Consider the following 12,943-nt stretch of genomic DNA (forward strand, 5'->3'; position numbering starts at 1 on the left):
GAAGGTTGCAGCGGTCGGGGCCGTAGGGTGGCGGCGTGGAGCAGCCAGGTGTGAGGGGGGCGCAAGGCCCTGACGTGCTGCGGGTGCGGCTCGATGTCGCCTACGACGGCACCGACTTCTCCGGCTGGGCCGCCCAGCCCGCACGGCGCACGGTCGAGGGGGAGCTCACCGCTGCGGTCACCACGCTGCTGCGCGCGCCCGAGCCGGTACGGCTGACCGTCGCCGGCCGCACCGACGCGGGCGTGCACGCCCGCGGCCAGGTGGTCCACGCCGATGTCGACCGGGCCGCCTGGGCCGCGGTGCCCGGCCGGTCGGACCGCAGCCCGGAGGTCGCGGCAGTGACCCGGCTGAACGGCATCCTTCCGGCCGACATCGTGGTGCGCCGCGCACGGGAGGCCCCCGCGGGGTTCGACGCCCGCTTCTCGGCCGTCCGGCGCCGCTACCTCTACCGCCTGTGCGACCAGCCCGCCTCGCTCGACCCGCTGCGGCGCCGCGACACGGTCGTCACCAAGCACCGCCTCGACGTCGAGGCGATGGACACCGCAGCCCGCAGCATGCTCGGCTTCGCCGACTTCGCCGCCTTCTGCAAGAAGCGGGAAGGTGCCACGACCGTGCGCACCCTGCTGACCTACTCGTGGGCGCGGCTGCCGGACGGCACGGTCGCCGGCACGGTCGAGGCCGACGCCTTCTGTCACTCCATGGTGCGCGCGCTCGTGGGCGCCGTCGTCCCGGTGGGGGAGGGTCGCCGTCCGGTCGAGTGGCCGGCCCAGGTGCTGGCCGCCCGCCGGCGCGACCCCGGCGTCGCGGTCATGCCTGCCCACGGGCTCTCCCTCGAGGAGGTCGTCTACCCCCAGGACGACGAGCTGGCCGCACGGGCGGAGCAGGCCCGAGCGGTGCGCGTCCTGTCCGACTAGGCGAGTCGCGCGTGGTCGCTCACGGGGCGAGCGCGGCGTAGCCGACGGAGTCGTGGTTCGCGATGCCGGCCCAGCCGCCGAGGCCCGAGAGGGCTGCCTCGACCTGGGCGACCTGCTCCTCGAGCTCGCCGCGCGTCTGGCCGTGGAAGGTCTGCCTCTGCGCGACGGGGTCGTCTCCGAGGTCTTTGGTCTCCTGGCCCACCCGCGCGTAGCGACCGAGCTCGCTCGCCACGGTGACGGCCGGGGTGGCGAGCGCGATGGTGCCGTCCTGCCCGGCGGCGGTGTCGCGGTACGCCATCACCGAGACCCCCGCGACGCGGGACAGGACCGCGCGGTCGAGGGTCGAGCCTGACGCGGGCACCTCGTGGAACCAGAACGGCACGTCGGCCTCGACCGGGGCCGGGGCGGCCGCCGCGACGATCGTCTCCAGCGTGCCGAGGTAGCGTCTGACCACCCCCGGGCGGTCGTTCTGCCACGCGCTCGTCGTCCAGGGCTCGACGTCGACGTGCACCCCGGCGAAGAGACCGGTGCCCAGCGCCGGCCTCAGCCAGTACTCCACCACCCACCTCGGGGAGTCGACCCAGCCGGGGTCGCCGCCGAGGGCGTCGACCCGGATGCCGGCGGCCGTGGCACGCTGCGCGATCTCGCGGACCTGGGGCAGCAGCGGCGAGCTCGGCAGGCGTGGCGGCACCGCGACGAAGAGCTGCCCGACCCCGGTGTCCTGCGCCAGCTGCACGGTCTGGGCGGGAGTCGAGACGTCCCACACCCACATCGCGCGGTTCGACGGCGCGCTCGACCCCTCGGGCGTGCCCTGCGCCTCGGGTGCGGGCAGGGCCTGCGCGGTGGAGGGCGGCAGGCCGGCGGTCAGGAGGGCGGCAGCGGCCAGCAACGGCACGAGCGCGAGCCTAGCCAGCGGCCGCGCCGGTGGCGCGTCGTGGCGGGGGAGCGGTGGGGGCAGGCCGGGTCCCGGTTCTCCGACGAGCCGCGGAGCCGCGGACGCCGGCCACGCGGCATACCGAAAACCCGGTGAACGGCCGCGCTCGCGTGCGCCACACTTGAGCCTCGTGGGCCACGTCGACATCAACGCAGTCAGCTTCACCCTGCCCGACGGCAGGCCGCTGCTGAACGAGGTCAGCCTCCGTGTCGGCGAGGGCGCCAAGGTCGCCCTGATCGGCCCCAACGGCACCGGCAAGACCACGCTGGGCCGCATCGTGGCCGGGGACGTCGCCGCCCACGAGGGGGCCGTCACGCGCTCGGGCGGTCTCGGAGTGATGCGCCAGTTCGTCGGCAAGGTGCGCGACGACTCGACCGTGCGCGACCTGCTGGTCTCGGTGGCGCCGGAGCCGGTGCGCCGTGCGGCCGAGGCGGTCGACCGCACCGAGCTGCTGATGATGGAGCGCGACAGCGAGCAGGACCAGCTCGACTACGCGCAGGCGCTGGTCGACTGGGCCGACGCCGGCGGCTACGACTACGAGACGTTGTGGGACGTGTGCACCGTGGCCGCGCTCGGTATGCCGTTCGAGAAGGCCCAGTGGCGCAAGGTCACCACCCTCTCGGGCGGGGAGCAGAAGCGACTGGTGCTCGAGGCGCTGCTGCGCGGCCCGGAGGAGGTGCTGCTGCTCGACGAGCCGGACAACTACCTCGACGTGCCGGCCAAGCGCTGGCTCGAGGAGCGGCTGGTCGAGTCGCCGAAGACGGTGCTGTTCATCAGCCACGACCGCGAGCTGCTCGACCGGGTGGCCACCCGCATCGCGACCCTGGAGCCCGGGGCTGCCGGGTCGACGCTGTGGGTGCACCCGGGCCGGTTCTCGACCTATCACCAGGCGCGGGCCGACCGGTTCGAGAAGCTCGACGAGATGCGCCGCCGCTGGGACGAGGAGCACGCCAAGCTCAAGGCCCTCGTGGTCATGTACAAGCAGAAGGCGGCCTACAACTCCGACATGGCCGCTCGGCTGCAGGCCGCGCGGACCCGGCTGCGCCGCTTCGAGGAGGCTGGGCCGCCCGAGGCGCTGCCGCTCAAGCAGAACGTGCGCATGCGTCTCACCGGCGGTCGCACCGCCAAGCGCGCCGTGATCGCCGAAGGCCTCGAGCTGACCGGCCTGATGCGGCCGTTCGACCTCGAGGTCTGGTACGGCGAACGGGTCGCGGTGCTGGGCAGCAACGGGTCGGGGAAGTCGCACTTCCTCCGGCTCGTCGCCGCGGGCGGCACCGACCCCGAGCCGGAGCACCAGCCGGTCGGCGACGTGAAGCCGGCACCGGTCGCGCACACGGGCCGGCTGCGGCTGGGCTCGCGGGTGCGGCCGGGCTGGTTCGCGCAGACGCATGAGCACCCGGCGCTGATGGGCCGCACGCTCCTGGAGGTCCTGCACCGCGGCGACGAGCACCGGGCGGGCAAGCCCCGCGACGAGGCGGCCCGGGCCCTCGACCGCTACGGCCTGGCCAAGTCGGCCGAGCAGACGTTCGACTCGCTCTCCGGTGGACAGCAGGCGCGCTTCCAGATCCTGCTGCTGGAGCTGAGCGGGGCGACCTGCCTGCTGCTGGACGAGCCCACCGACAACCTCGACCTGCACTCCGCGGAGGCGTTGGAGGACGGCCTGGCCGCCTTCGAGGGCACGGTGCTCGCCGTGACCCACGACCGGTGGTTCGCCCGCGGCTTCGACCGCTTCCTCGTCTTCGGCGCGGACGGGCGGGTCTACGAGTCCGACGAGCCGGTCTGGGACGAGGGGCGCGTCGAGCGGGCGCGCTGAGGAGCCGATGGTCAAGAGACTGCAAAATCTTGCAGAAATTGCGGGCGGAAGATGCCTGACGGGGGTTCCACGGGCCTAGGGTGACCCGGCAGCCTGTGCGGGCTGCCGTCCTCGCAGCCCCAGTCTGCGCCCGTACACAGCAAGGGAGCTGTCCGTGGCCCTCCGCCGCCCCGCCCTCGTCGCGCTCGCCGCAGGCCTGGCCGTCATCGCCTCGGGGCTCACGGTCCCGCTCACGGCCGGCCCGGCCCAGGCGGCCGAGCGCACCGCCACCATCGTCGGCTCCCTGCAGGACGAGCTCGGCTGCCCCGGCGACTGGCAGCCCGGCTGCGAGGCGACCCAGCTCGTCCGCGACGCCGGCTCCACGGCATACCGGAAGGTCTTCGACGTCCCCGCCGGCACGTACGAGCTCAAGGTGGCCATCAACGGCTCCTGGGACGAGAACTACGGCAAGGACGGGGCGAAGGGCGGCGCCAACCTCCCCCTCGTCCTCGAGGGGCCGGCGAAGCTCGAGCTCTCCTACGACGACGAGACCCACCGGATCGGCATCGCCCCGGTCGAGCTGTCGGGGGCGGCGACCAAGGCTGACGAGGCGCTCGCGGGTGACTCGCTGCGGGCCCCGCTGACCAAGGAGCGGTTCTACTTCCTCATGGCCGACCGGTTCGCCAACGGCGACACCGGCAACGACAACGGCGGCCTCGTCGGTGGTCGGCTCGAGACCGGCTTCGACCCGACCGACAAGGGCTTCTACCACGGCGGCGACCTCAAGGGAGTGACGCAGAAGCTCGACTACATCAAGGGCCTCGGCACCACGGCGATCTGGCTGACGCCGTCGTTCAAGAACCGGCCCGTGCAGGGGGAGGGGGCGAACGCCAGCGCCGGCTACCACGGCTACTGGATCACCGACTTCACCCAGATCGACCCCCACCTCGGCAGCAACGAGGACATGAAGGCCCTCATCGACGCGGCGCACGCCAAGGGCATGAAGGTCTTCTTCGACATCATCACCAACCACACCGCCGACGTCATCGCCTACGAGGGCGGCAAGTACTCCTACGTCTCCAAGGAGGCTCGCGCCTACCAGGACGCCAGCGGCAAGGCCTTCGACGACCGCGACTACGCCGGCACCGACACCTTCCCGCCGCTCGAGGCCGAGACGTTCGCGCCCTACAAGCCGGTGTTCCCCAACACGGCCGACCGCACCGCCAAGACCCCCTCCTGGCTCAACGACCCGACGATGTACCACAACCGCGGTGACTCGACCTTCGCCGGCGAGTCCAGCGAGTACGGCGACTTCGTCGGCCTCGACGACCTGTTCACCGAGCGGCCCGAGGTCGTCGAGGGGATGGGCGACATCTACAAGGCGTGGGTCGACCTCGGCATCGACGGCTTCCGCATCGACACGGTCAAGCACGTCGACATGGACTTCTGGAAGAAGTTCAGCCCCGACGTCATGGGTCACGCCAAGGCCGTCGGCAACGACGACTTCTTCATGTTCGGCGAGGTGTACGACTCGCGCGCCGAGTTCATGAGCCAGTACACGACGACGGGGAAGCTGCCCGCCACGCTGGACTTCGGCTTCCAGTCCAGCGCCGTCGACTTCGCCAAGGGCTCGGCCACCACCAAGCTGCGCGACTTCTTCGCCACCGACGACTGGTACACCGACGCCGACTCCAACGTCTACGAGACCCCGACCTTCCTCGGCAACCACGACATGGGCCGGGTCGCCATGATGCTCGGCAAGTCGGCGAGCGGCGACGAGCTGATGAAGCGCACCCAGCTCGCCAACAGCCTCATGTTCCTCACCCGCGGGCAGCCGGTCGTCTACTACGGCGACGAGCAGGGCTTCATGGGCACCGGCGGCGACAAGGACGCCCGCCAGGACATGTTCGCGACGAAGACGGAGCAGTATGCCGCGGAGCCGGTGCTCGGCGGGTCGTCCGGTTCGCGTGACCGGTACGACACGAACAGCCCTCTGTACCAGCAGATCTCGGAGCTGGCCAAGGTGCGTGCAGCCCACCCCGCGCTGACCGACGGTGCGCAGGTGCACCGCTACGCCAGCGACGACGCCGGCATCTACGCCTTCTCCCGCATCGACCGTGCGACCGGCACCGAGTACCTCGTCGTCGCCAACAACGCGACGACCGAGAAGTCCGCGACGTTCGCGACCTTCAGCGCCCAGCGGCCCTTCGAGCCGGTCCACGGCGCGAGCGAGGACGTGAAGTCCGGCAAGGACGGCCGCGTCACGGTGAGCGTGCCCAGCCTGTCGGTGCAGGTGTTCAAGGCCACCGCCCGGTTCGCCAAGCGCGACGGGGCACCGACGGCACACCTCACCTCGCCCCAGCCGGGTGAGGTCGTGGGCGGTCGCGCGGAGATCGGCGCCGCCATCACCGAGAACACGTTCGCGCAGACCACGTTCCTCCACCGCCCCGTCGGCACCTCGGAGTGGAAGACGGTCGGCACCGACGACAGCGCGCCCTACCGCGTCTTCCACGACGTGTCGGGCTTCGCCAAGGGCACGCTGCTCGAGTACCGCGCCCTGGTGAAGGACAGCAGCGGCAACGTCTCGGCCACCTCCTCCTACGGCATCGTCGGCGACCCGGCCACGGGTGGCAGCGGCGGTGACGGCGGTGGCGTCGGCCCGGTGGTCCAGCCGGCGGCCGTCAGCGTGCCCGGCGACCACAACTCCGAGATGGGGTGTGCGGGCGACTGGCAGCCGGACTGTGCCGCGGCGCAGCTGACGCTGGACGCCAAGGACCAGATCTGGAAGGGCACCCACACGCTCCCGGCCGGGCCGTACGCGTACAAGGCTGCCGTCAACAAGAGCTGGGACGAGAACTACGGCGTCGGTGCGCAGCCGGGCAGCGGCAACATCGAGTACACCGCGCCCGCGGGACCGGTCACGTTCTACTACGACCACGCGACGCACTGGGTGACCTCCGACGCCCAGGGCCCGATCATCACGGCGCCCGGCTCCTTCCAGAGCGAGCTCGGCTGCCCCGGTGACTGGAGCCCGGACTGCATGCGCCCCTGGATGCAGGACCCGGACGGCGACGGCACCTACACCTGGTCCAGCGACCAGGTCCCTGCCGGCTCCTACGAGTTCAAGATCGCGCACGGTCTGAGCTGGAACGAGAACTACGGCGACGGCGGCGCAGCCGGCGGCTCGAACGTCTCGCTGTCGGTGCCCTCCGACGGCGTGGTCGTCACGCTGTCCTACGAGCTCGCCACCCACCAGATCAGCACCAAGGTGTCGAAGCCGGGTGCGGCCCCGGACCTGAAGAAGGCCAAGGCCTTCTGGGTCGAGCCGGGCCTGCTGGCGTGGCCGGCGAACGGCGCGCCCGCCGGGGCCAACCCCGCGCTGCTCGACTGGCGCCTGCACTGGTCGGCCGACGGCGCTCTCGCCGTGGACGCCGAGGCGGTGACCGGCGGCTCCGTGGCCGACCTCTCCTACGACCCGGCCGGGCTGCCCGCCGAGGTCACCACTTCGCGCCCCGAGCTGAAGGGCTACCTCGCCCTTCGCCTGTCGGACAGGGTCGCTCGCCAGGCCGATGACATCCTGCGTGGGCAGGTCGCCGTCGCGATGCACGACAACAACGGCGCGCTGCTCGACGCCACCGGCGTGCAGACCGCCTACGTCCTCGACAGCCTGTATGCCGGCAAGGCCAGCACGCGGGTCTACGGCGCCACCTTCGGTGGCGGCGCGCCGGCATACCGGCTCTGGGCCCCCACGGCTCAGCAGGTGTCGCTGCTGACCTGGCCGGCGGGTGCGGCGGCGGACGCGCCGGTCGCGGAGGCCACCCGCACGCGGATGGAGCGTGCCGGTGACGGCTCGTGGACGGCCCAGGCGGGCGAACGGAACGCGCGGTACCTCTACGAGGTCACGGTGTTCGGGCCGAGCACCGGGAAGGTCGAGACCAACCTCGTCACCGACCCGTACTCCGTTGCGCTGACGCTGAACTCGACGCGCTCGGTGGCAGTGGACCTGCGCGACCGGGCCTTCCAGCCCGCGCTGTGGCGCACGACGCCGTCGCCGAAGCTGGCGCAGGACGTGGACTCCACGATCTACGAGCTGCACGTCCGCGACTTCTCTGTCGGTGACAAGACCGTGAGTGCCGAGAACCGCGGGTCCTACCTGGCGTTCGCAGAGGACGGCGACGGCACCAAGCACCTCAAGGCGCTCGCCGACGCCGGCCTGAACACCGTGCACCTGCTCCCGACCTTCGACATCGCCTCGATCGAGGAGGACCCGGCCCAGCAGGCGACGCCCGAGTGCGACCTGGAGTCGTACGCGCCCGACAGCGACCGGCAGCAGGCCTGTGTCAACGCGGTGCGCGGCAAGGACGCGTTCAACTGGGGCTACGACCCGTGGCACTTCAACGCACCCGAGGGCTCCTACGCGTCGACAGCCGCCAAGGCCGACGGTGGCGCGCGGGTGGCCGAGTTCCGCACCATGGTCGGCGGGCTGCACCGCGACGGCCTGCGAGTCGTTCTCGACCAGGTGTTCAACCACACCGCAGCCTCCGGCCAGGACGCGAAGTCGGTGCTGGACAAGGTCGTCCCCGGTTACTACCACCGTCTGAACGCGACCGGCGCCGTGGAGACCTCGACCTGCTGCCAGAACATCGCGACCGAGCACCAGATGGCGCAGAAGCTGATGGTCGACTCGGTCGTGCTGTGGGCCCGGGACTACAAGGTCGACGGCTTCCGGTTCGACCTGATGGGCCACCACTCGCGCGAGAACATGCTCGCCGTGCGCGCCGCCCTCGATGCGCTGACGCCGGCGAAGGACGGCGTCGACGGGAAGGCGGTCTACCTCTACGGCGAGGGCTGGAACTTCGGCGAGGTGGCGAACAACTCCCGCTTCACCCAGGCGACCCAGGGCCAGCTGGGTGGCACGGGCATCGGCTCCTTCTCCGACCGGCTGCGCGACGCCGTGCGCGGGGGCGGGCCGTTCGACGAGAACCCCCGTAAGCAGGGCTTCGGCAGTGGCGAGGCGACCGACCCCAACGGCGACGCCTCCGCCAACCCCTCGCCGGCGGCCTCACTGAAGCACGACACCGACCTCGTGCAGCTCGGCCTGGCCGGCAACCTGCGCTCGTTCGCCTTCCGCAGCAACGAGTTCGGCGAGGTCCGGCGCGGCGACCAGCTGAAGTACGGCGACGCGCCCGCGGGGTACGCCGACCAGCCCGACGAGGTCGTCACCTATGTCGACGCCCACGACAACGAGACGCTGTTCGACAGCCTGGCGTTCAAGCTGCCGCAGGGCACGACGATGGCCGACCGGGTGCGGATGAACTCCCTGTCGCTGGCGACCACGGCGCTGTCGCAGACGCCGTCGTTCTGGCACGCGGGCGCCGACCTGCTGCGCTCGAAGTCGCTGGACCGCAACAGCTACGACAGCGGCGACTGGTTCAACACCCTCGACTGGACCGGCAAGGACAACGGCTTCGGCCACGGCCTGCCGCCGGCCGGCGACAACCAGGGCAAGTGGTCGTTCATGACGCCTTTGCTCGCCGACCCCGCGCTGAAGCCGGCCGCCTCCGACGTCAAGGCGGCCACCGCGCAGGCCCAGGACCTGCTGCGGCTGAGGTTCTCCACCCCGCTGTTCCGGCTCGGCACTGCGGAGTCGATCAACGCCAAGGTGTCGTTCCCGGCCAGCGGTACGGCGGACGCGCACGAGGGCGTCATCGCGATGCGCATCGACGACACCCTGGGCGCCGACGTCGACCCCGCCCTGAAGGGCCTCGTGGTGGTGTTCAACGCCTCGCCGGACGCCGTGACCCAGAACGTCCCGGGCCTGGCCGGTGCAGCCCTGGCGCTGTCGCCGGTGCAGGCGCAGGGCTCCGACGCGGTGGTGAAGACGGCGACCTGGGACGCCTCGACCGGGTCGGCCAGCGTCCCCGCGCGCACCGTGGCGGTGTTCGTCCAGCGCTGAGCTCGACCCGCTGGACCCCGCCGAGATGGGGCTCCGTCACGCGACACGCCGCAGCGCGTGGTGACGGGGCCCCATCTCGGCGTCGGGGGAGCGGTGCAGGCGGGCGTCAGCCTGTGAGTACGACGTCGGTGCCGTCGAGGGTGGCCCGGAAGCCGGCCTGTGTCACCGTGACGTGGGTGAGCCGCATCCCGGCGGGCAGGCCCTGGACGGTGTGGTGGATCGTGACGAGCCGGCGCGCGACTGCCGACAGCGCGGTGTCGAGCAGGTCGGGGCCGCCGAGGTCGACCGTCTCCGGCTCGATGACGAGCCGGCCACCGACGGCGCGCACGGTGCCGGTCGCTTGGACCTGCACATCGCGGCCCAGCAGCGTCGCGTTCCGTCGGATGCCCGCCCTCCCTCCGCCGGCGGCATACAGCTGCACCCCCGAACCGATCTGCCGAGCGGCGGCGTCGAACGGCAGGGTGGCCTCGATGCGCAGTGTCCCGGCGCGCAGGCCCCCGGAGGTCATGCGCACGTCGCGGCCGGTGGCGCGCACGTCGCGGAAGGCGCCGTCGGGAGTGATGGCGACCGAGCTGTCGAGCGCGACGGCCTGCAGCCACGTCTCGCCTCGGCGCAGGTCACCGGGCGGCGAGGGCAGCGGCGTGGCCGAGACGCCGGGCGGGGGTGGCGGGGCGGCGGTGCCGGGGTCACCGGCGACGAGGACGAGGGCGGCGAGACCGAGCACGACCGCGACGACGCCCGAGACGACTCCGAGGAGGAAGGCGCGCACCGGCGTCACACCATGTACTGGTCGTGTCGGCGGTAGAGCTCGGTCCACTCCTCGGGGCTGAGGGTGCGCTCGCCGCGGGCCACCTCGGCCACCGCCTCGAAGTAGGACTCGCGCGGCGCGCCGGGCGCGAAGTGCAGGAGCATGGAGACCGGCTCGCCCGACTCGTTGCGGAACCCGTGGATGCCGCCGGGCGGCACGTGCGCGAAGTCGCCCACCTCGAGGTCGCGCCAGCCCGTGCCGTCGTGGAGGTGGAGCGTCCCGCGCAGGATGTAGAACGACTCGGCCATCGTCCTGTGGAAGTGCGGGTCCGGGCCGCTGCGAGCCGCGGACATCTCGTAGCGGTACAGGCCGAAGAGCCCGCCGGTCGTCGCGCCGGTGGCGAGGTAGTGCACCTCCGTGCTGCGGCTCTGCAGGTCGGGCGCCTCCCACGCCGGCCGCAGCCAGGCGCTGGCCTCGCCGGCGTCCCCGGAGTAGATCGGCGGTGGGTAGCTCATGGGTGACAGTGTGCCCCCGGTGGCGGCGACGGGGAGGACGTCCGTCGCCGCCACCGGGGGCGGTCGGTGGAGCCGGTCGGGACTAGGTCACGACCGCCTCGGGCTCGGCGGCGGCCAGGCTCGCCCGCTCGTGCCGGATGGCGGGGAGGTAGAGCGCCGCGCCGATGATGCTGAACGCACCGCACACGACGATGGCGAGGGCCGTCGACGTGTGCTCGGCCAGCGGCCCGAGGACCAGCAGCCCGAGGCTGTAGGCCCCGCCGGCGACCATGGAGTTCATCGACAGCACCGTGGTGCGGTTCGTCGGCGCGGCCTCCCGGTGCAGCAGCGTGTTGTGCACCGGCCCCGCGAAGCCGTGGAGGGTGTAGGTGATGAGGAACGCCGTGATGAGTCCGGCAGGCCCACCCACCAGGCCCATGACGACGATGAAGACCCCCTGCAGGACCCTGGCGGCGAGGGCGGTCCAGCCCACGCCGAGCCGCCGGCTCACCAGCCCGGCCGCCGCGGAGCCTGCCGCGAAGAGGCCCCAGGCTGCCGAGGAGACGGGCCCCATGAGGGCGCCGGCGCGGTCCTCGCCGCCGACGAGCTCGGAGAGGCGGATCGGGTTGAACGTCTCGAAGGCGATCATCCCGATGGCCCAGAAGACCTCGACCAGCACGAGGGCGAGCAGGACTCGCGAGGTGCCCAGCAGCCGTATGCCGCTGGCAATGGTGCGCGGGGCCTGCCTCGCCGAGCTGATGGCGCGGCGGAAGCCGGTGGCGTCGACGTGGGTGCGGGGCTCGCGCATGAACAGCGCGATGGCCAGCAGGTGCACCACGCCGAGCCCCAGCGCGACGTAGACCGGCAGCTCGATGGCCGTGATCGACGTGATGGGGTGCCACACGATGAGCCCGCCGGAGATCAGGGCGCCGACGGCGATGGCGAGCCCGATCACCATCCCGGCCGCGGAGAGCGCCCGCTCCACGGGCAGGGTGGGGTCGTCGGCGTGGGCGGTGTCGACGTACCAGGCTTCCAGTGGACCGGAGTCCAGGGCGCGGAAGACGCCCTGCAGGGCCCAGGCGAGGACGAACACCCAGAAGCTGTCGGCCGCGAGGAACAACCCCACCGACACCAGGCTGACCACGGCGGAGGCCAGCATCACCGGCCGGCGCCCCAGCGCGTCGGCGAAGCCGCCGGTCGGGAGCTCGAGGGCCAGGACCACGAACCCCTGCGCGGACAGGATGACGCCCACCTGGGCGATGCTCATGCCGCGCTGCAGTGCCACCAGCGTCAGCACGCCGATGACGAGGCCGACGGGGAACCAGCGCGTCGCGTTGAGCAGGAGGAAGACCCGGCGTGCGGCGGGTGCCGACAGGGGAGCGTGGCTCGGGCTCATGACTGCTCCTTCGGCTGGGGCGCGCTGTCGAGGTCGAGGGGGTAGAGGACGCTGTAGACGGCCAGCCGCCGGGCCCTCGGGTTGCCCTGCCCCACGCGGCGGTAGCGGGCGATGAGCTCGTCGACCTCTGCCTTGAGCTCCTCGACCTGCTCCGGGGTGGCGATGACGTAGCTGTCGCTCATGCCGGCCGCGTCGCGCCACTCCGCCGGCCACGCCGCCTCGACGTCGAGCCAGCGCTCGAACTGCTCGGCGAAGTGCCGCGTGTAGTCACGGACCAGCCAGTTGAGGGCGGTCTCGGCGTTCTCGTCACCGGCGAAGTCGCTGGGCTCGAACTGGTGGCTGTCGGTCGAGGCCCGCCAGAGCCGCCGCTTGCCCTCTCCCTCGCCGGTGTCGGTGACCAGGCCGACCGACTCCAGCTTGCGCAGGTGGTAGGAGGTCGCCCCGGAGTTGGTGCCCAGGGCCGCGGCCAGGGCGGTGGCGGTTGCCGGTCCACCGCGGCGCAGGGTGCTCAGCAGCCGGGACCGGAGCGGGTGGGCCAGCACCTTGAGTGCGGTGGTGTCCAGGCGCATCCCGGTGTAGCCGCCGGGGCCGTCGAGGGGAGGTGTCGTGCTCACGTGTGCACAATACCTATGCACATTCTGTTTGCACAATAGTTGTGCAAACGGAGTGTGTTCGTGAGAAACCGCAGGTCAGAGGCCGTTTCAAGGCC

General features: G+C 72.1%; 8 protein-coding genes. 3 read left to right on the plus strand and 5 right to left on the minus strand.

Features of this window, described 5'->3' with window-relative positions:
- Positions 1-77: 77 nt before the first annotated feature.
- The gene (gene truA, locus P0Y31_RS13180) at positions 78-914 is read left to right on the plus strand and encodes a tRNA pseudouridine(38-40) synthase TruA (protein WP_275870519.1); all 837 of its coding nucleotides are present in this window, start codon (positions 78-80) and stop codon (positions 912-914) included.
- Between the two features lie 19 nt (positions 915-933).
- Here truA and P0Y31_RS13185 read toward each other — a convergent pair whose 3' ends face one another.
- Positions 934-1,809 (minus strand): hypothetical protein, encoded by an 876-nt coding sequence (locus P0Y31_RS13185; RefSeq protein WP_275870080.1) that lies wholly within the window; start codon positions 1,807-1,809, stop codon positions 934-936.
- A gap of 169 nt (positions 1,810-1,978) precedes the next feature.
- Here P0Y31_RS13185 and P0Y31_RS13190 point away from each other — a divergent pair, with 169 nt between their 5' ends.
- Both P0Y31_RS13190 and pulA read left to right on the plus strand, forming a co-directional pair.
- A complete protein-coding gene (locus P0Y31_RS13190; RefSeq protein WP_275870082.1) occupies positions 1,979-3,661 on the plus strand; it encodes an ATP-binding cassette domain-containing protein in 1,683 nt (560 codons plus the stop codon).
- Positions 3,662-3,815: 154 nt separating this feature from the next.
- Positions 3,816-9,596 (plus strand): pullulanase-type alpha-1,6-glucosidase, encoded by a 5,781-nt coding sequence (pulA, locus tag P0Y31_RS13195; protein ID WP_275870084.1) that lies wholly within the window; start codon positions 3,816-3,818, stop codon positions 9,594-9,596.
- A 106-nt stretch (positions 9,597-9,702) separates the two neighbouring features.
- Here pulA and P0Y31_RS13200 read toward each other — a convergent pair whose 3' ends face one another.
- From P0Y31_RS13200 to P0Y31_RS13215, 4 genes are all read right to left on the minus strand, one after another.
- Positions 9,703-10,365: an LmeA family phospholipid-binding protein gene (locus P0Y31_RS13200; RefSeq protein ID WP_275870086.1), complete on the minus strand. Its 663-nt coding sequence runs from the start codon at positions 10,363-10,365 to the stop codon at positions 9,703-9,705.
- A 5-nt stretch (positions 10,366-10,370) separates the two neighbouring features.
- Entirely contained in the window at positions 10,371-10,859 is a 489-nt protein-coding gene (locus P0Y31_RS13205; protein ID WP_275870088.1) for a cupin domain-containing protein, read from the minus strand.
- A gap of 82 nt (positions 10,860-10,941) precedes the next feature.
- Entirely contained in the window at positions 10,942-12,234 is a 1,293-nt protein-coding gene (locus P0Y31_RS13210; RefSeq protein ID WP_275870090.1) for an MFS transporter, read from the minus strand.
- Positions 12,231-12,803, minus strand: coding sequence for a helix-turn-helix domain-containing protein (locus tag P0Y31_RS13215; protein ID WP_275870521.1), 573 nt, complete (start codon positions 12,801-12,803; stop codon positions 12,231-12,233). Before P0Y31_RS13215 ends, P0Y31_RS13210 begins: the two co-directional genes overlap by 4 nt.
- Positions 12,804-12,943 lie beyond the last annotated feature (140 nt).

Origin of the sequence: Knoellia sp. 3-2P3 (assembly GCF_029223115.1) — a bacterium.
Lineage (GTDB): Bacteria > Actinomycetota > Actinomycetes > Actinomycetales > Dermatophilaceae > Pedococcus_A.

Excerpts from the sequence above, each read along its gene's own strand:
- P0Y31_RS13205 (WP_275870088.1), bottom strand. The coding sequence starts at position 10,859 with ATGAGCTACCCACCGCCGATCTACTCCGGGGACGCCGGCGAGGCCAGC.
- P0Y31_RS13210 (WP_275870090.1), bottom strand. The coding sequence starts at position 12,234 with ATGAGCCCGAGCCACGCTCCCCTGTCGGCACCCGCCGCACGCCGGGTC.
- P0Y31_RS13215 (WP_275870521.1), bottom strand. The coding sequence starts at position 12,803 with ATGCGCCTGGACACCACCGCACTCAAGGTGCTGGCCCACCCGCTCCGG.